This window comes from Pseudalkalibacillus berkeleyi (genome assembly GCF_021608225.1).
Classification (GTDB): Bacteria; Bacillota; Bacilli; order Bacillales; family Fictibacillaceae; genus Pseudalkalibacillus; species Pseudalkalibacillus berkeleyi.
In genome coordinates this window covers 847,428-864,383 of sequence record NZ_JAKIJS010000001.1, presented here as the reverse complement: position 1 = coordinate 864,383, position 16,956 = coordinate 847,428, and the positions used below count along the sequence as shown (strand labels likewise).

Genomic DNA, 16,956 nt, shown 5'->3' with positions numbered 1-16,956 from the left:
CTGCTTGAGATTACAACTCCAATGTTCTTTGTACTAACCCATAAACGCAAAGAAATAAATAACCGGATGAAAACAATAGGAAATTAAAGCGCCAGGATGTTTTGATAATATGAGATATACCAACGTCCTTATCTTGTTTCCAAAATAGAAAGGTAATACCTATAACAATCAATAACAATAAAATGATCACTGGCCAGATGAAGGGCCTACTCCAAATCGTGTACATCGTCACCAATACCGAAATAATAAGAAAGAATGTCGTCACATCTGTAGCTAACATGAATGAAAACTTCTTCTTTCTTGAGATTTTTCTTGTCACAACATATACGACACCCCAAACTAAAAACGGAACAGTAACAAATGTTGCAATCGAACCAAGCAAGACACCTAACATTGCTTCCCCCTCTTCCCCTTTACATTTCCATACCCTTTATCATTTTGTAAACAAATTCGTGATTCGATAACTCAATCTGGTCCTGACTAGCCAATTCAACCAAGTACCCATTAATCGCCTCTATTTCTGTTTTTCGACGACTTTCTATATCTCTTAACATAGATGATTTGTTTAAAGATGTATTCTTGCAGACCGTTAATAAATCCTCCCATGCATCGTTTTCATTTATATGAAGTACTCGACAAGATTCAGCACTTAGCTTCTTCATTAAATCTATCCAGTCAGGATGATCTAACAACCTACCATTCTCGACACCTAAAATAGCCGTTAAAGGATTTATTACTGAGTTGATATGAAGCTTCTTACTCAACATTTCATACCAATCATGATGATGAACAAAAGAAAAGGAGTCAGTGGAGTATTGTTCCCAATTGATTCCGGAATGACCATCAATGTAAGGAGCAATTTTCGTTTGTCCTACCCCTGTATGGCGGATACATGTATCGGATTCCTTAAGAGACCCATGTTCCACAATTCCTAAGTAGACGGAATGGTTCTTTAGGTCTGGCAAAAATTTAATATGATGCATCCCATTTTGTACAAATAAAATGGATTTAGTTTGTTCAAATTTAGTTAAGATTTCTGATTTAATATCGGCAACTTGATAAGATTTTACAGCTACAATCAATATATCAGCCTCAATAGACTCTACTTCACTTAAAATATGAACATCAGGTTTATATGTAAATTGACCATTTCTCGATTTTAACTTCAGTCCGTCATTTTGGATAGCGCCCTTCTGTTCCTTTCGTCTCACAATCAAAGAAACATCCATTCCACTTCGAAGTAAATAGGCTGCGAAAAGAAGTCCAATCGAGCCACCTCCTATAATAGAAGCCTTCATGAGCTACCCCCTACTTTCTTCCTAATTTTATTTAATAGTAGCACATAACTCGCATGTTTATGTCATCGTTTTCGCAAGCAAACCATCTCCTGCTCAGGTAGGTGATTGTTCTGTATTCAATATGCGCTTTAAAAAAAGGATTAATCCCAAACTAAACTGGGATTAATCCTTTGGTTGATATGAATTCATTTGATTTACACCGGATAAACAGGATGTTTACGTTCACTGAATATCATTTCTTTCGACTCATATACTTCGAAACGATCCATCAATTCTTCACGTAGGTCATCTGCAGATACGATTTGATCCACAATCATTTCAGAAGCAAGTTTATAAATATCGATATGCTCCTTATATTCTTGATGTTTCTCTTGAACATACTTCATACGTTCCTTCGGATCCTCAATCTCATTAATCTTATTAGAGTATACAGCATTTACAGCTGCCTCAGGACCCATAACTGCAATTTGAGCTGTCGGTAAAGCTATACAACAATCCGGTTCGAAAGCAGGTCCTGCCATAGCATAAAGTCCTGCACCATAGGCTTTACGAACAACAACTGAGATCTTAGGAACTGTCACATCACTCATAGCCGCAATCAATTTCGCACCGTGACGAATGATACCAGCTCTCTCAACCTTCGTTCCGATCATAAATCCTGGAACGTCAGCAAGGAATAGCAACGGAATCGAGAAGGCATCACATAATGTAATGAATTTCGCTGCTTTATCTGCTGAATCTACAAACAAGACTCCACCTTTAACCTTCGGTTGGTTCGCAACAATTCCTACGACCTTCCCATCCATTCTTGCAAATCCTGTTATCATCTCAGGTGCAAAGAGCTTTTTCATTTCGTAGAAGCTACCTTCATCAACTAGACCATCGATGAACTCATACATATCAAATGGGACATTTTGGTTCTCTGGAACAATATCAGATAGCGCTCTACCTTTTACAGGAGATACGCCTTCCAGCTTCTCAGGTTTGTTTCTATAGTTTGATGGGAAGTAAGATATATAATCTCTAGCTGAAGCGATCGCTTCCTCCTCATCATGTGCAAGTACATCTCCACATCCACTTATGCTACAATGCATTCTTGCTCCGCCCATTTCTTCTAGTGTCACCTTTTCTCCTATGACCTTTTCAGCCATACGTGGTGATCCCAAATACATAGACGCATTTTGATCGACCATAATTACTGTGTCACAAAAGGCAGGTATATAAGCTCCACCTGCTGCCGAAGGTCCGAATAAAACACAAACTTGAGGAACCATACCAGACATTTTCACTTGATTATAGAATATTTTCCCAGCCCCTCTACGATTCGGGAACATTTCTATTTGGTCAGTGATTCTTGCACCTGCAGAATCCACCAAATAAAACATTGGCAGTTTCAAACGCATTGCTGTTTCTTGAATTCTGATGATTTTTTCAACTGTTCGCGCTCCCCATGAGCCCGCTTTAACAGTTGAATCATTCGCCATTACACAAACCTTTTGACCGTTTACTTTACCAATAGCGGTTACGACACCATCTGCAGGTAAACCTTCTGCTTGGTTGTTCGCAAACTTACCATCTTCAATTGTATAAGTACCGTCATCAAATAATAGTTCGAGACGTTTTCTAGCAAACAACTTATTTTGAGTTTTCAATTTCTCGTGGTACTTTTCGGCACCACCAGCTTCAACTCTTGCTTTCGTCTCTTGCAATGTCTCATTAATTGTTTTCAACATCTAAATCCTCCTTCATTGCTTATGAGAGAACGAGCGCTCATTCATATTTACTTCATAACGACTAATACGTCACCTTCATTAACGAAATCTCCAACGTTTACATTTACTGAGCTTACTTCCCCTGCTTCAGTTGTCTCAATTGGGATTTCCATTTTCATTGATTCAAGCGTTAACACAGATTGACCTGAAGTGACACTTTCACCTTCAGATACTAATACGTTTAATACCGTTCCTGCCATTGATGCTGTAATTTCCTTCATGTTGGACCACTCCTAGTTTTTTACTTTTGTATTTAGTTGATTTAAATAAAGTGTAGTGTAATTTCCTTTTTGAAACGATTCTTCGTTAAGTACAGTCGTGAACAAAGGACCATTATGCTTGATTCCATCCAATTTCCACTCGTCAAAGAATTGAATCGATTTCGTAATCGCTTCTTGTCTGTTTGTACCATAAATAATGACTTTGGCAATCATAGGATCATAAAATGGTGTCACTTGAGTTTGTGATGCAAACCCTGTGTCAACACGTACACCTTCTCTAGTGGGATACTCGAATGTATCGATCTTACCAGGTGATGGTAAAAATGTTGTTGGGTCTTCCGCATAAATTCTAAACTCAAAACTGTGACCCTTCTTAGTTAATTCTTCTTGACTTTTTGGTAGAGGTTTAGATTGCGCAATTTCAATTTGCCATTCTACTAAATCCAACCCTGTCACCATTTCTGTTACAGGATGTTCCACTTGAAGACGAGTATTCATTTCTAAGAAATAGAAGTTCTCTTCTTCATCAACGATAAATTCAACTGTTCCTGCATTCGTATACTTTACATGTTTACCAGCTTGTACAGCCGCATTACAAATTTCAGTGCGTACTTCCTCACTTAAGAAAGGAGACGGGGTTTCTTCAATTACTTTTTGATGTCGACGTTGGATCGAGCAATCCCGCTCAAATAAATGGACGACATTCCCGTGCTCATCTCCAAAAATTTGCACTTCGATGTGACGACTGTTCGTTATAAATTTCTCCATGAACATTTCATCATTTCCAAAGTACGCCTTTGCTCGGTTTTGGCTTGAAACAAATGCTGTTCTCAATGTTTTTTCATCTTCACACTTTTGCATACCGATCCCGCCGCCACCAGCACTAGCTTTAATCATAACCGGATATCCGATTTCACCTGCTAACTGAACAGCTTCTTCAACATCCTTTAAAGCCCCATCACTACCTGGAACAACCGGGACATTCGCTTCTTGCATGGTCTTTCTCGCTTTCACTTTATCTCCCATGGCTTCAACAACATTTGCTGTTGGTCCGATAAAGATCATGTTAGCGTTTTCAACATTGCGAACAAAATCTGCATTTTCGGATAGAAAACCATAACCTGGATGGATTGCATCTACTTGTTCAGTACGAGCAACCTCTAATATTTTATCACTATTTAGGTATGACTTCGCAACTGGAGGTTCTCCAATTTCATGTGCAATCTTAGCATTCTTCACGTAGGGTAGATCCTTATCAGCTTGTGAATACACAATAACAGGCTCTATACCTAGTTTTTCACATGTCCTTACAATTCTTGCTGCAATTTCTCCTCTGTTGGCAATAAGTAACTTTTTCAAATAATCTCCTCCTAACTACATGGGCTACAATCTACTAGTTTCAACATGAATAATCAAGATTCCTGTAGAAATTTGCAGAAATTTTTCACTTTTGCAGAATTTTTCGTAATTTTATTATATAATAAAATGAGATAGAAAGGGAGAGTAATTGAAGGGGGATGCTTATATATGTATAAAGTGCAAAAACTTCTCGTAAACTATAAAACCCTTGAGGAATTTAAAAAGTTCAAGGAATACGGGGTTCAAGAGCTATCTATGTTAGAAGACCTTCAGGAAAATATCATTGAAAATGATAGTGAATCACCATTCTATGGTATTTATTATGGTAATAAGCTAGTAGCTCGAATGAGTCTATATCGAATCGATGGCCATTATGATCGATATTTCGATCCGCCACAAGATTACCTTGAGCTATGGAAGCTAGAAGTATTGCCTGATTATCACGGAAAAGGATTCGGTAGTGCGCTTGTTCAGTATGCGAAATCATATAATCTTCCAGTTAAGACGAACGCAAGACAACGTTCTAGTGAATTTTGGGAAAAAATGAACTTTTCTTCTGTAACGTACAATCCAAATCGTGACAGAGGAGAAAATCCATATGTATGGTATCCAGATGGCGTTCATGAACAACAGGATCCTACCACAGATAATAGCTTAATTAAGGAAACTGACCTGTCGTCTGAAAGCATTGAGTCTTAGAGTATAAGAAGTAAAATAACAAATTAAATTTATTCCAATACGGAAAGTGGTCGATCACTGAATGATCGACCACTTTTTCCTTGCTTACTTTTCTATCTTTTCGAGATTACCATTGTAGTCCATTTGGAATTTGACTTGAGTAGCAGCTGATTCGTCATCACTGATCGCCATCTTCCTTGCGCGATCCATGAAATTCAATAAGACTTTGTGATCCTCATGTATTTTCTCATACTCATTTTGTAATTGATCGTATTGAATGGAAAGTGCCTTATTTTGTTTAATTAGATTTGCATTCTCATCCTGGAGTTGATGATACTCACTTAATATGGCTTGTGAATGCGCCTCAGTTTCTTGAAGTGTTTGTAAGTATTGAATGACTTCATCCAAACTCAATTCTACTGCATTGTTACTCATAACTTTGACTTGATCCCTTTGTTTCTCGTTCGCTTTCTTCGGTTTACTAGTTTGATTCATAGTCTTTCTTTGTTTTTTTGCGATCGCTATTGCTGCATCGTACCTCTTCCGTAATAATGAATTCCATCTAAATCCACATGCGGCAGACGTACGGGATAGCTTTCTCCCTACTTCCTCAAATGCTGCTAATTGAGTCCCACCTTCTCTAATATGACGCAATACAACTTCTGCTAACAATAGATCTTCATCATGATTCCAAGCATCTTGCCGTGTAGAGCCCATCAACATCCCTCCATACATGACTACTTTATTTACAACATATGCAGTTGATAGATAAGATAGACTCTCGTTCTACTAGTTGATTGGTTTTCTTTGGTTTTCTTATACTTTAGATTCTTATTGACGTTTTAGAAATGCAGCCACTGCTTGATGATGCTCGTCTGATGCCCACAACCGAGAACATTCACTGATTTCTTGATTCATTCGTTTCTTGATCGTTTTGTAATCGATTTGGTCAAGACGTCTCTGCTTATATGCTTCAAGTACGCCTCTTGTATTTTTCAACATAGGACGAATCCAATTTTGAAAATCTTCTTGGATCGTTTCTTTTGCAAAAACCTGTTGAATAAAACCGATTTGCAAACCTGTTGTGACAGGTATTTTGTTTGCACGGATTAATAACTCAAAAGCTGCATCCTTTGGGACTCGCTCCATCAGAAACGTCGTCCCACCCCAACCTGTTGTAATGCCTAAACTCCCTTGGATAAAACCGAATTTCACATGGTCGCTCGCTATACGGATATCACAAGCTGTAGCAATTTCACATCCTCCCCCTACCGCAACACCATTTAATAACGCAACAGTAGGTTTAGGAAACTGAAACAGGTCCAGTAATACCTTGCCCATTCTAGAGAGCATCGAATAGGCTTCTTGTTCTGAATGTAATTGATGGAATGCAGAAAGGTCACCACCTGAACAAAATGCTTTCTCTCCAGCTCCGGTTATGACGAGAGCCTTTACAGATTCATCATTTTTCAATCTCGCAATTCCTTCTTCTAATAAATCAATCATCTCAAAATTTATTGCGTTATACCGATTGGGTTGATTCAGAATGACCCAACCGATTTCATCTCGAATTTCAATATGTACTGCCTTTTTCACCATGCTCTCCTCCATTTTCACAACTTATTTTCCCGATTTCATCTAAATATGTTGGGATTATTCCCTTATACTTCCGATTCTCGTAAAATACAAAAAAACAAGGAGGTTAGTTACCTCCTTGTTTGAGTAAAGCTTACTTTTCAACTACTTCTTTTCCTTTGTACTGGCCACATTCGCCACATACTCGGTGAGATAGCTTGTATTCGCCACAGTTAGGGCATTTTACCATTCCAGGTACTTTCAACTTATAGTGAGTACGACGCTTGTTCTTACGAGTAGTAGAGGTTCTTCTAAAAGGTACTGCCATGGTTTTCCACCTCCTTGAAGGAATTGTTCAGTTAGAGAAGGTCAATTTATTGACGCTTCTTTACTTTTTTTCATTGTCGTTCAATAATTTGGCCAATCCGGCCATCCTAGGATCAACTTTGTCTTGTTGATCAGGGTCTTCTTCTACGACTTCCCATCCATTTCCCGATGGAGGAGCAGGTGGGTTGTCTGTCGGTTCAGAGCTGATAACCTTCAACGGCTTTTCCAACAAAATGTTTTCCTGAATATAAGGTTTCAGGTCAACTGTATTTCCTTCGACGAGATGAATGTCTTCTTCATTTGCATCCATTCCATGATCTGGATCAAACATGAAAATTTCTGTAGAATGAAGAACAAATGGATAGCGGACGTCTTGTAATGTTACTGAACAAGGTAACGTCATCTCTCCTGACATCTTCAAGTGAAATACAGCACGATTTTGATTGATTTCAGCACTTCCAGTTACATGAACCGGTGTTATTTCACGTATTTCAGGCTCAAAATCGTGTATTGATTCCAACACTATCGTTTCATCAATTTCAAGTCCTTTACGTTGAAAACTTCTCAGTTGTTGTATAGACCATTTCATTTGTCATCACCTCAAGGCAACAGTAGTAATTATAGCTTTCCACAAAAAAATTGTCAACATTTTTTCTTTACAGTCGTTTTTAATCTTTCAGTAGAATTTGGTACAATAGAACTCAACAAAGATCTTCATTTTAAAGAACGTATTACTAGTTTAACTCAAACCTATTTTTACTACAAAATATTAAGGAGTCAAAATATGAAATCATTAGGTCTTGTGGTTGAATACAATCCTTTTCATAATGGACACTTGTTCCATTTGCAACAAGCTAAGAAAACTTCAAATGCAGATGTTACGGTTGCGGTCATGAGTGGTAATTTCCTACAGAGAGGCGAACCAGCACTCGTATCTAAGTGGACTAGGACGCGAATGGCATTAGAAGCCGGCGTTGACCTTGTTGTAGAGCTTCCTTATGCTTTTGCGACCCAAAGAGCTGATCGTTTTGCATATGGTGCGATTACAATATTAAACGCGTTAAAGACAGATGAAGTTATTTTCGGCAGTGAATCTGGAAATATACGTCCTTTTAACGAAACGGTTGATTTCTTAAACAAGAATGAAGAAGAATACAATCTCCTCATTCAAGAAAAAGTTAAGTCAGGTGTAAGTTATCCATCAGCAACTTCTGAAGCTTTCAAACAACTATCCAATCGACCTCAAGAAACAATTGATTTATCTAAACCAAATAATATCCTCGGCTATCATTATGTACAATCAATTCGACAAATCCATTCAAACATGAAAGCCAACACTATTCAACGTACTGGCGCAGGTTATCATGATGAGGGAGTTGGCGTAAACAATATCGCAAGTGCCACAGGTATACGTAAAATGCTTTTTGAGCATGGTAGCGATCTTTCAGCAATAACAAGCTATGTTCCTAAATCAACGTTAAATAGACTACAGGATCATTTCAACTCATTTGGACACTTTCTCAACTGGGACAGATTCTTCTTATTATTGAAGCACAGACTCATTACTTCAACACCCGAGGAACTAAGAGATATTTATGATTGCGAAGAAGGCTTGGAAAATCGTTTGAAGGAATATATCACTCAAGCGGAAGACTTCACCTCTTTCATGCAATCCGTTAAGACGAAGCGTTATACATGGACACGTATACAAAGACTTTGCACCCACATCTTAACAAATGCGAAGAAAAATACAATGGAAAGAGCCTTAACAGAACCCCCTACATACATTAGGTTACTTGGGATGACTGAAACCGGCCAACACTACTTAAGTGGGATCAAAAAAGACCTCAATCTGCCACTTGTCAGTACGCTTTCTAAATACAAAGACCCATTCTTTGAATTAGACAAGCAATCGACCAACACTTATATTCTAGGATTCCCATATAAAGCTCAAAAGGTGCTATATAAACAAGAATATTCGAACACCCCGATTCGTTTACACCAAAAATAGTAAAAGGACTGCTAGAAGATTCGTTTTCATTCTGAGCAGTCCCCATATGCTTAATTCTTTTCTTTTTTTAAATATTCCAATGCATCAGTAAATGTTTTGACAGGGACGATTTCCATGTCAGTGTTAATATCTTCGGCCGCTTCCTTTGCATGTTTATAATTATCAGCTGCTACAGGAGCGAAAAATACTACTGCATCAGCATTGTCTGCTGCAACCACTTTTTGCTTAATGCCTCCAATTGGACCTACTTCTCCTGCTTCGTTCATCGTACCTGTGCCGGCAATTTGACGGCCTTTCGTCCAGTCCGTCTTCGTTAATTGATTATAGATTTCAAGCGTAAACATCAGTCCTGCTGACGGGCCGCCTATCTGATTCGTTTCAATTTTTATTTCAGGGTTTGTTTCTATTTCAGTAAAAGTAACTGGATAAGTAATGCCAATACCCGCACGTTCTTCTCCATCCTTATTAACTACTTTCTCAGGAAAGGGTTTCAAAGCGATGGTCACTTTCTTTTCCTTCGAATCTCTTGAAACCGTTAATTCAACTTCATCATTAGCCTTAAATTTCTTCAATTGATCAACTAATTGTTCTGCTGTTTTGATCTGCGAACCATTCAGTTCTGTAATTAAGTCTCCTATCTTAAGTAGGTCTGCTGCGGGCATTCCTGAAATGACACCTGTAATCAGGACACCTTTATTCGTAATTTCTATTCCTTTATTCGCTTCTTTATAAGCGACAATTGTTGCAGCATGTTGAGAGCTCTGCATTAACTGAAGCTGTCTAGATTGGTATTCCTCTTCTGTTTCATCAGATCCACGCACATGGTCTTCTGGGATCACTTCACGATAATCACTGACCTGTGCCCATAAATATTCAGCCGCGTTCGCTTTACCAATTAATACTGTTGTCAACATAAATGAACCCTCTGATTTATTCCCTTCTTCCACCTTAATTATAGGTGAAAGAACTTTAGCATCTCCCGGTTGGGTAAAGTAGTATGGAATTGGTAAAAACGCGATTAAAATCACTAATAACAATACCGCCCATGGCCACTGCGTTCTAAGTCTTTTCATTCTCTTTCCTCCAGTTTTGAATTGCTGCTTCAATATCATCGATTCGCTTATTTGTCTCTTTCTCTCCAATTTCAATGATTTCTTCAATATCTTTGAAAGCAGAGGCACTGAAGTTCTCTACGTGTGGTCGAATCAGCACATCGGTTACAAGTTCATGCGTTTTTACGAGTTCGCGTTGCATAATATCAATACTTTGCATAATAACATCAAATATCGTATTGATCTCAGGATTTTGCTTAATGTGTGAAATATCAACTGCAATCGTGACATCCGCTCCCATTTCTCTTACAACTGAAACGGGTACTCGATCGATCACGCTTCCATCAACAAGCAATCTTCCGTCCTTTTTGAAGGGAACGAATATCCCTGGAACTGCTATGCTCGCTCGAACGGCTTCTGATATTAAACCTTCTCGAATAATCACTTTCTCTGATTTAAGCAAATCTGTCGCAATGACTGAAAACGGGATTTCTAAATCCTCTATTTTCTTATTTTGGGTTAATACGTACATGAGTTGTTCAACTTTATTGCCCGATACAAAACCCATCTTGGGAACGGTGTAGTCCATATAATACCTTCTACGGAACATCCGTGCCATTTTCACCATCGTATCTGGTTCATGCCCCGTACAATAAAATGCACCTACAAGTGCCCCCATACTACTTCCTGCAATCATATCAATTGGAATACCTGCTCGGTGTAACGATTTCAATACACCTATATGGGCAAACCCTCTAGCTCCTCCAGAACCAAGAGCTAAGCCTACCTTGGGGTTTTTCACAGTCAGACCTCCTTAAGAAATCAAACGATTCATTTGCATCCTGGTCTAATCTGATCGTGTATACGTATAAATGATAAGGACAACCTTCATATATTTACTCTTATCTTAGACTATTCAAGAGGAGGCTTTCGATTGTACCTTTCACAAACAAAAAATCTAATTATTGCAATTTCAACTACCCTTTTTGCCTTCTCTATTATGATATACCCAAAAGCGGCCTTCGAATCCTCTTTAACAGGATTGGAAATGTGGTGGGGAATTGTTTTTCCGTCATTACTGCCCTTCTTTATTATAAGCGAATTATTAATTTGTTTTGGAGTTGTTCGCTTTATTGGTGTAATTATGGAACCCATTATGAGACCATTATTTAGGGTGCCTGGTTCTGGAGGCTTCGTATGGGCGATGGGGTTAGCTTCTGGATTTCCTGCTGGAGCGAAGCTTACTGCACGCTTAAGAATTGATCATGAAATCACCCGCGAAGAAGCAGAACGTCTCGTATCTTTCACGAATTGTTCTAATCCCCTCTTTATTCTCGGTGCAGTGTCAGTCGGTTTTTTCCATAATGCTGAGCTGGGTATCTTGCTCGCTGCGGCACATTATTTAGGGAATATCGTGGTAGGTTTAATTATGCGTTTTCACGGTACTAATCAATCCAATCAACCGATTAGACAGAAACATAGAAAAGGTTCATTGGTGGTCTATGCAATAAAACGAATGAATCAAGTACAACAACAAGATCCTCGACCAATTGGTAAACAATTAGGGGATGCTGTTAAACATTCCATACAAACGTTATTAATGATTGGCGGGTTCATATTGTTATTCTCTGTACTAAATCGAATGCTTACAGAGTTCAACATTACGAGTATTTTAGCCACATTTCTCGCTACGTTTACAAGTGTAATTGGGTTTTCAACAGATATAATTTCCCCATTTATCTCTGGACTGTTTGAGATTACACTCGGTAGTAAGCTCATAAGCGATATTTCAAGTTCAAACCTACTACACCAAGCCATCATCGTCAGTTTCATTCTTGCCTTCAATGGCTTTTCAGTCCAGGCTCAAGTTGCGAGCATCTTAGCTGAAACTGACATTCGCTTTAAGCCCTTCTTTATCGCAAGGATTTTACATGGATTTATTGCATCCTTATTGACTATTTTGCTATGGAGACCTTTGTATGTAAATGATCGCACAACCCCTACAGTAGTTGAAACCTTCGCTTCACATCCATCGATATCGTGGATTTATCATGCTTGGGATCATTTACTGTCTATTGGAACACTTATTACTTTTTTAAGCCTGCTCATCTATATCGTCCTCAAATGGAGAACAATTATGAATTAAACATTTATGTATTTGTGAATGGTTACTTTGCATATTTCTCCTTTAATGCTTCTTCAACAATCTTCGGTACTAGGTCGGAAACCGGAGAATGGTATTTAGCAACCTCTTTAACGATACTCGAACTTAAGAATGAGTACTGATTGTTCGTCATCATGAAAAATGTTTCTACAGAATCATCAAGCTTTCTATTTATGGACGTAATTTGCATTTCATATTCAAAATCTGAAACTGCACGTAATCCTCTTAAAATAACTCTTGCGTCTGTAGTCCGGATATAGTCCATCAGTAGTCCGTTGCACGTATCTACTTTAATATTCGGAATATCTTTCGTTGTTTCTTTAATGAGATTCATCCGTTCTTCCACTGAAAATAGAGAGCTTTTGCTTTGATTATTCGCAACGACAACAATCACTTCATCAAATACACTTGCTCCTCTAGAAATAATATCTAAATGTCCATATGTAATCGGGTCAAAGCTTCCTGGGCATATTGCCTGTTTCTTATTCATCAATTTCCGTCCCTTCGTTCTCATTCACATATATTGTAACCGCTGTTGTACTATTATATTTTTCATGTTTCATGATTTTCAAGGTTGATATTTGTTCAGGTAAAATGAGTTTAGCATCATGTTCTGTCACAATTAAAGCTTGTGGTTCAAGTAAATGATGTTCTGCTAAATACTCTATTTCCTTTTGTATTTTCTGCTTCTTATAAGGTGGATCTAAGAATACATACTTGAATTTCATCTCTCTTTTTCTAAGCGCTTTCAACGCTCTGTACGAGTCGTTTTTGAAAATATCAATTTGCTGATCTAGATTTAATGACTTTACATTTTCTTTAATCGTATCAATCGCTTTCGAATCAACATCAATGATGATTGATTGCTCAATTCCTCTACTTACCCCTTCAATTGTAAGTGCTCCACTTCCACCGTATAAATCAAGGGATTGCCCCCCATTAAAGAATGGTCCTATCATATTGAAAATAGATTCACGTATTTTATCTGATGTTGGTCTTGTCCCAGTTCCGGGGACAGCCTTAATCTTCCTGCCTTTTAAATCACCAGAAATGATTCTCATTATTTATACCTCACATCGTTTTATTTTCCTCCACTATCCTACCACAAACCTGCATAAATCTTAAATCACGTGTATATCTGCATTTGTTCTGTCCAATAATAGAAACAACAACATCCTTGTGATGTTGTTAGTTGAACCACGGAGTAAGCTTATTTCCCCATAGGCTTAACTCCGGTTTCTCCTCTCCCATTGTTCTATTCCTTCGGCAAAAAAACATTACAATGATGTTTCTAGCATGTTAAGGATATGGAACAGCCCGCAGGCATTCCTACCTGCGGGCATTTTTTTAATACTGTTGATTCTATAAAAGTCTCAAGGGTCTTCGCCTTACAGTACACGCTTGAAGGACAGTAAGTGCACATTTTGTTTCATTCATGCTAAAGTATGTAATGAAAGGGGAAATACATATGATACAACGTTTTATCGAATTAGGTGAAGGTTACTCAGACCTGTACGAGCTAATCGAATTAGCCAAAACAAATGCGAATCGACTGAGCAAGATGGTTATCTTGAAAACAAATAAAAAAGACCATACCGTCTGCTCATTCTCAATTGTTCTTCAGCCGGCTGGGGATTCCAATTTCCAACCCATTTATATTTGTAGAGAAGGAATTCGGGAGCAATCAAAAAGATGGGATTTGTTTCTCCAATGTGCTGAACAACTCGGTAAAGAAGTCCATACTTTAGAAGTAAGACCGTCAAATGGCTTCAATGAAATAGAACTTTATTATCAATACCTTACCGGAATACTTAGATTACAAAATATCATACCAAAATGGCAATAAGTCTTTTAAAGACCGATTTTATAATCGTATTCTTTCGCTTTATCAGGCATAGCATTCTGATACTCGGTTTTAATATAGGCTTTATGAGAAGGTTCAACTTTCTTAACAAAGTGTAGCTTTTCAATCTTTTCAATAATCCGCTCTTTTTGTGAAGTGTCACAATAAAGTATGGCATACTTCATTCGCTTGGAAACATAATGAATATTTCCAAATTTACGAAGTTGTTTAATATATTTTAATGAGTGAAGCCATATTGCTAATCCAGTTCGATTCGTTAGCATACCCCAAACTCCTTTATTACTTTTTTCATTCAGTCTAGCACGAAATTCAATGTATAGGCAATTTATATTTAGATTTTTCAAGGTGAGTGGTGTAATGGTTCTAGATCAGGTTTGGGCAACATTTATTGATCACTTAAATCAAGCACAACCTATTGATGATGTGAAAAAAACACATATGGCTGGTACGCCATTCTTATATTTAAGTGTATCCGACGAAATTGAAAATAAAGAGATGAAGAAGATCATTGAGACAGCTGCTGTTCAATCAATGAAAGGTAAGAGATTGCATTTTGAAGCAATATTTGTACGAAAAGATCAGCATAGCCATGTTTACCGATGTAGGTTCTTTGTTCCACAAGAAAAAATGTTTTGTTGTGGAAACTTCTGCCATGATTGTATTCGATTTAGAAATTAAGCCCCGGTAAAGAATACTGTTGAAGTCTTGTAGAAAAGTCGACAATGCCTATAACTAAACCACAATAAGAAAGAGGAAGGTGCTTGGTAGCCCTTCCTCTTTCTTTCATATTGGATTAACCACACCCGCAAGAACCACCGGAGCCACAGCCTCCGCCACAGGACATATTATCAAAGAACGGATTCCCTGTTGGTACTTTAATGTTCTTAGATACTTGTCCAGCTAAAATGCCACTAATTTCATTTAGGAGCTTCTCTAATTCCTTCTCAGCCTTCTTGAAATCTGACACAGTGTGAATCAAATCAATGTCACGTTTCAACACTCTAATGTCTGTTGAAACTGTTTTATACTCAGGATGATATTTACCGAATCGTTGTACTTCTTCATACTTCTCTTTCATCTTACTAAATTCGTAGATCAACCTCTGTGCTTCTTTATCTTGGAGAAGATTTTTCTTCGCTTCTTTATATTTTTTTGCAGTATCTGATTGAACGACAATGGATGCTAATTCATCTGCTCCATCTAATATTTCAATTCCTTCAATTGTTGCAAGCATTACGTACACCTCCACCCTTATCTTTGGGTCTGCTTTCATTATGCCATACTTAAGGTATACATTTCCATGTTTCTGACTAAATTTGTTGCCCGAACAACGCCCAAGGGTTTATGGTATGTTTACAAAAAATTGTTTCTCCATACCTTTAATTTTCTTTCCATTGGCATTAACCAACATAACACTAATATGATGATTCCCTTTCGATAAGTCCTTTACAATGAATGCTGCTTTATTAACGGAAAAGGCTTTTTGATGGTCAACTGACACTTTGAGATACCCTGCACCTTCAGATTGGTCATTACTATGATCCGTAAACTTAAAGTCAGGAATATAACACTCTACAAAGAGATCATTGTCCGTAATCATATGTCGTAGTGTCATCGATACTTTTGAATTTGTAACCGCCAATGCTTGAAATGAGTCTGGATTACCATTCACATTTACCACTTGCAACTTTTCTTGATTGCCTAATTGGCATCCTACTAACAGCCCTAAACATATACAACTCGCAAATAAACGTTTAACCATGAACGGGTGACACCTCCTCACCCGGTATTTTTCACGAGATGATAGTAAAATATCCATATAGCTTGTACAACAGCAAAAAGGTTGACTCACAAGTGCTAAATACCAACTAGGTATTAAACACTTTACTTTGAGTCAACCTTGATTATTGTTTGCCGAATAACTGTACAAGACGAGAAATGGATTCGATTTGTCCACTTAATTTGTCAATTCTCTGACCAAAGGTTTGACCATAGAACGTTTTCGCTTCTTCATCAAGTTCTTGTATTGATGCTGGATTTCTCGACAACTTCCTATACCAGTCAGGTTGTTCCCTTATCATATATTTCAAATCTGGACGTTGATCTAAGTAATCAATGATTTCCCTACGCATGTTTCAGGCTCCCTTACCTTAATCTTTAAAATATTGATTAAATGGATGACTGTTCATTGGTGGCCTTGTCGGTCCTTTGGATTGGAATTGTGATAGCACATCTTGAATGCCAGTAACCGCGGAACTAAATTGAGAAACATAGTCTCTAACCTCTTCAATATCAAGGTTTTTGAACATGTTTAGTAATTCACCGACAGATAAATCATTGACACTATTTGTTTTTTTCTTGGCTTTCTTGCTTGCTACGCCAATCTTACGCTCAATATATTTCCCCCATTGTTCATGGTCTTCACCTAATAGGTTCCATTCAGTAAAAACATCTTGCCATGACTGGTCACCGTTCTTAACATGATCGATTAATCCAGGGTGTGAGCGTACAAACATCTTGAATTGTTCGACCTTTTCATTATTGTTCGCTTGCTTACTCACCATAATGCCTCCCCATTACGTTCAACTCAAGCCTACAGTATATAGTACATTGATAGACCGTAATATGTTCGCCT

Annotated in this window: 23 protein-coding genes; 5 read left to right on the top strand and 18 right to left on the bottom strand. The window is 37.8% G+C overall.

Annotation, left to right across the window (positions count from 1 at the left end; genetic code table 11):
* Nucleotides 1-10: 10 nt before the first annotated feature.
* The 5 genes from L2716_RS04615 to L2716_RS04595 form a co-directional block, all read right to left on the bottom strand.
* A complete protein-coding gene (locus tag L2716_RS04615) occupies nucleotides 11-394 on the bottom strand; it encodes a DUF3397 domain-containing protein (protein ID WP_236332237.1) in 384 nt (127 codons plus the stop codon).
* A gap of 19 nt (nucleotides 395-413) precedes the next feature.
* Nucleotides 414-1,298 (bottom strand): 2-dehydropantoate 2-reductase, encoded by an 885-nt coding sequence (locus L2716_RS04610; protein ID WP_236332235.1) that lies wholly within the window; start codon nucleotides 1,296-1,298, stop codon nucleotides 414-416.
* A 194-nt stretch (nucleotides 1,299-1,492) separates the two neighbouring features.
* Nucleotides 1,493-3,031, bottom strand: a complete 1,539-nt coding sequence (locus tag L2716_RS04605) for an acyl-CoA carboxylase subunit beta (RefSeq protein ID WP_236332233.1) — start codon at nucleotides 3,029-3,031, stop codon at nucleotides 1,493-1,495.
* A gap of 47 nt (nucleotides 3,032-3,078) precedes the next feature.
* A complete protein-coding gene (locus L2716_RS04600; RefSeq protein ID WP_236332231.1) occupies nucleotides 3,079-3,291 on the bottom strand; it encodes a biotin/lipoyl-containing protein in 213 nt (70 codons plus the stop codon).
* Between the two features lie 12 nt (nucleotides 3,292-3,303).
* Nucleotides 3,304-4,650, bottom strand: a complete 1,347-nt coding sequence (locus L2716_RS04595; protein WP_236332229.1) for an acetyl-CoA carboxylase biotin carboxylase subunit — start codon at nucleotides 4,648-4,650, stop codon at nucleotides 3,304-3,306.
* Between the two features lie 168 nt (nucleotides 4,651-4,818).
* Here L2716_RS04595 and L2716_RS04590 point away from each other — a divergent pair, with 168 nt between their 5' ends.
* Entirely contained in the window at nucleotides 4,819-5,349 is a 531-nt protein-coding gene (locus L2716_RS04590; RefSeq protein WP_236332227.1) for an N-acetyltransferase, read from the top strand.
* Between the two features lie 84 nt (nucleotides 5,350-5,433).
* Here the strand turns inward: L2716_RS04590 and L2716_RS04585 are convergent, their stop codons facing one another.
* From L2716_RS04585 to L2716_RS04570, 4 genes are all read right to left on the bottom strand, one after another.
* The gene (locus tag L2716_RS04585; protein WP_236332225.1) at nucleotides 5,434-6,045 is read right to left on the bottom strand and encodes an RsfA family transcriptional regulator; all 612 of its coding nucleotides are present in this window, start codon (nucleotides 6,043-6,045) and stop codon (nucleotides 5,434-5,436) included.
* A 114-nt stretch (nucleotides 6,046-6,159) separates the two neighbouring features.
* Entirely contained in the window at nucleotides 6,160-6,927 is a 768-nt protein-coding gene (locus L2716_RS04580) for an enoyl-CoA hydratase/isomerase family protein (protein ID WP_236332224.1), read from the bottom strand.
* A 130-nt stretch (nucleotides 6,928-7,057) separates the two neighbouring features.
* A complete protein-coding gene (gene rpmF / locus L2716_RS04575; RefSeq protein WP_236332221.1) occupies nucleotides 7,058-7,231 on the bottom strand; it encodes a 50S ribosomal protein L32 in 174 nt (57 codons plus the stop codon).
* Between the two features lie 60 nt (nucleotides 7,232-7,291).
* Nucleotides 7,292-7,819 carry a YceD family protein gene (locus L2716_RS04570; protein WP_236332219.1) on the bottom strand — a complete coding sequence of 176 codons (528 nt, stop codon included), beginning with the start codon at nucleotides 7,817-7,819 and terminating at the stop codon, nucleotides 7,292-7,294.
* A gap of 195 nt (nucleotides 7,820-8,014) precedes the next feature.
* Between L2716_RS04570 and L2716_RS04565 the strand changes: the two genes are divergently transcribed.
* Nucleotides 8,015-9,241, top strand: coding sequence for a nucleotidyltransferase (locus L2716_RS04565; RefSeq protein WP_236332217.1), 1,227 nt, complete (start codon nucleotides 8,015-8,017; stop codon nucleotides 9,239-9,241).
* Nucleotides 9,242-9,291: 50 nt separating this feature from the next.
* Here L2716_RS04565 and L2716_RS04560 read toward each other — a convergent pair whose 3' ends face one another.
* Together L2716_RS04560 and L2716_RS04555 are read right to left on the bottom strand one after the other, a co-directional pair.
* Nucleotides 9,292-10,314: a SepM family pheromone-processing serine protease gene (locus tag L2716_RS04560; protein WP_236332216.1), complete on the bottom strand. Its 1,023-nt coding sequence runs from the start codon at nucleotides 10,312-10,314 to the stop codon at nucleotides 9,292-9,294.
* Nucleotides 10,301-11,095 carry a patatin-like phospholipase family protein gene (locus tag L2716_RS04555; protein WP_236332214.1) on the bottom strand — a complete coding sequence of 265 codons (795 nt, stop codon included), beginning with the start codon at nucleotides 11,093-11,095 and terminating at the stop codon, nucleotides 10,301-10,303. Before L2716_RS04555 ends, L2716_RS04560 begins: the two co-directional genes overlap by 14 nt.
* 132 nt (nucleotides 11,096-11,227) lie before the next feature.
* Between L2716_RS04555 and ylbJ the strand changes: the two genes are divergently transcribed.
* Entirely contained in the window at nucleotides 11,228-12,439 is a 1,212-nt protein-coding gene (gene ylbJ / locus L2716_RS04550) for a sporulation integral membrane protein YlbJ (protein WP_236332212.1), read from the top strand.
* A 22-nt stretch (nucleotides 12,440-12,461) separates the two neighbouring features.
* On the opposite strand, the gene coaD is transcribed toward ylbJ, so the two are convergent.
* Entirely contained in the window at nucleotides 12,462-12,947 is a 486-nt protein-coding gene (coaD, locus tag L2716_RS04545) for a pantetheine-phosphate adenylyltransferase (protein WP_236332210.1), read from the bottom strand.
* Entirely contained in the window at nucleotides 12,940-13,518 is a 579-nt protein-coding gene (gene rsmD, locus L2716_RS04540; RefSeq protein ID WP_236332208.1) for a 16S rRNA (guanine(966)-N(2))-methyltransferase RsmD, read from the bottom strand. The genes coaD and rsmD overlap by 8 nt, the downstream gene beginning before the upstream one ends.
* Nucleotides 13,519-13,925: 407 nt before the next feature.
* On the opposite strand from rsmD, the gene L2716_RS04535 reads away from it, so the two are divergent.
* The gene (locus tag L2716_RS04535; protein ID WP_236332206.1) at nucleotides 13,926-14,303 is read left to right on the top strand and encodes a DUF7147 family protein; all 378 of its coding nucleotides are present in this window, start codon (nucleotides 13,926-13,928) and stop codon (nucleotides 14,301-14,303) included.
* A 5-nt stretch (nucleotides 14,304-14,308) separates the two neighbouring features.
* Here L2716_RS04535 and L2716_RS04530 read toward each other — a convergent pair whose 3' ends face one another.
* Nucleotides 14,309-14,584 (bottom strand): YlbG family protein, encoded by a 276-nt coding sequence (locus L2716_RS04530; RefSeq protein ID WP_236332204.1) that lies wholly within the window; start codon nucleotides 14,582-14,584, stop codon nucleotides 14,309-14,311.
* 94 nt (nucleotides 14,585-14,678) lie between these two features.
* Between L2716_RS04530 and L2716_RS04525 the strand changes: the two genes are divergently transcribed.
* Nucleotides 14,679-14,999, top strand: coding sequence for a hypothetical protein (locus L2716_RS04525; RefSeq protein ID WP_236332202.1), 321 nt, complete (start codon nucleotides 14,679-14,681; stop codon nucleotides 14,997-14,999).
* Between the two features lie 115 nt (nucleotides 15,000-15,114).
* Here the strand turns inward: L2716_RS04525 and L2716_RS04520 are convergent, their stop codons facing one another.
* The 4 genes from L2716_RS04520 to ylbD form a co-directional block, all read right to left on the bottom strand.
* A complete protein-coding gene (locus tag L2716_RS04520) occupies nucleotides 15,115-15,555 on the bottom strand; it encodes a YlbF/YmcA family competence regulator (protein WP_236332200.1) in 441 nt (146 codons plus the stop codon).
* Between the two features lie 108 nt (nucleotides 15,556-15,663).
* On the bottom strand, nucleotides 15,664-16,083 hold the full coding sequence (locus tag L2716_RS04515) for a hypothetical protein (RefSeq protein WP_236332198.1): 420 nt from the start codon (nucleotides 16,081-16,083) through the stop codon (nucleotides 15,664-15,666).
* 142 nt (nucleotides 16,084-16,225) lie between these two features.
* Nucleotides 16,226-16,453 carry a YlbE-like family protein gene (locus tag L2716_RS04510; RefSeq protein ID WP_236332197.1) on the bottom strand — a complete coding sequence of 76 codons (228 nt, stop codon included), beginning with the start codon at nucleotides 16,451-16,453 and terminating at the stop codon, nucleotides 16,226-16,228.
* Between the two features lie 18 nt (nucleotides 16,454-16,471).
* Entirely contained in the window at nucleotides 16,472-16,882 is a 411-nt protein-coding gene (ylbD, locus tag L2716_RS04505; RefSeq protein WP_236332195.1) for a YlbD family protein, read from the bottom strand.
* Nucleotides 16,883-16,956 lie beyond the last annotated feature (74 nt).

Bases quoted from the DNA above. Each gene is read 5' to 3' on its own strand.
- L2716_RS04615 (WP_236332237.1), bottom strand. From the start codon at position 394: ATGTTAGGTGTCTTGCTTGGTTCGATTGCAACATTTGTTACTGTTCCG.
- L2716_RS04610 (WP_236332235.1), bottom strand. From the start codon at position 1,298: ATGAAGGCTTCTATTATAGGAGGTGGCTCGATTGGACTTCTTTTCGCA.
- L2716_RS04605 (WP_236332233.1), bottom strand. From the start codon at position 3,031: ATGTTGAAAACAATTAATGAGACATTGCAAGAGACGAAAGCAAGAGTT.
- L2716_RS04600 (WP_236332231.1), bottom strand. From the start codon at position 3,291: ATGAAGGAAATTACAGCATCAATGGCAGGAACGGTATTAAACGTATTA.
- L2716_RS04590 (WP_236332227.1), top strand. From the start codon at position 4,819: ATGTATAAAGTGCAAAAACTTCTCGTAAACTATAAAACCCTTGAGGAA.
- L2716_RS04585 (WP_236332225.1), bottom strand. From the start codon at position 6,045: ATGGGCTCTACACGGCAAGATGCTTGGAATCATGATGAAGATCTATTG.
- L2716_RS04580 (WP_236332224.1), bottom strand. From the start codon at position 6,927: ATGGTGAAAAAGGCAGTACATATTGAAATTCGAGATGAAATCGGTTGG.
- rpmF (WP_236332221.1), bottom strand. From the start codon at position 7,231: ATGGCAGTACCTTTTAGAAGAACCTCTACTACTCGTAAGAACAAGCGT.
- L2716_RS04570 (WP_236332219.1), bottom strand. From the start codon at position 7,819: ATGAAATGGTCTATACAACAACTGAGAAGTTTTCAACGTAAAGGACTT.
- L2716_RS04565 (WP_236332217.1), top strand. From the start codon at position 8,015: ATGAAATCATTAGGTCTTGTGGTTGAATACAATCCTTTTCATAATGGA.
- L2716_RS04560 (WP_236332216.1), bottom strand. From the start codon at position 10,314: ATGAAAAGACTTAGAACGCAGTGGCCATGGGCGGTATTGTTATTAGTG.
- coaD (WP_236332210.1), bottom strand. From the start codon at position 12,947: ATGAATAAGAAACAGGCAATATGCCCAGGAAGCTTTGACCCGATTACA.
- rsmD (WP_236332208.1), bottom strand. From the start codon at position 13,518: ATGAGAATCATTTCTGGTGATTTAAAAGGCAGGAAGATTAAGGCTGTC.
- L2716_RS04535 (WP_236332206.1), top strand. From the start codon at position 13,926: ATGATACAACGTTTTATCGAATTAGGTGAAGGTTACTCAGACCTGTAC.
- L2716_RS04530 (WP_236332204.1), bottom strand. From the start codon at position 14,584: ATGCTAACGAATCGAACTGGATTAGCAATATGGCTTCACTCATTAAAA.
- L2716_RS04525 (WP_236332202.1), top strand. From the start codon at position 14,679: ATGGTTCTAGATCAGGTTTGGGCAACATTTATTGATCACTTAAATCAA.
- L2716_RS04520 (WP_236332200.1), bottom strand. From the start codon at position 15,555: ATGCTTGCAACAATTGAAGGAATTGAAATATTAGATGGAGCAGATGAA.
- L2716_RS04515 (WP_236332198.1), bottom strand. From the start codon at position 16,083: ATGGTTAAACGTTTATTTGCGAGTTGTATATGTTTAGGGCTGTTAGTA.
- L2716_RS04510 (WP_236332197.1), bottom strand. From the start codon at position 16,453: ATGCGTAGGGAAATCATTGATTACTTAGATCAACGTCCAGATTTGAAA.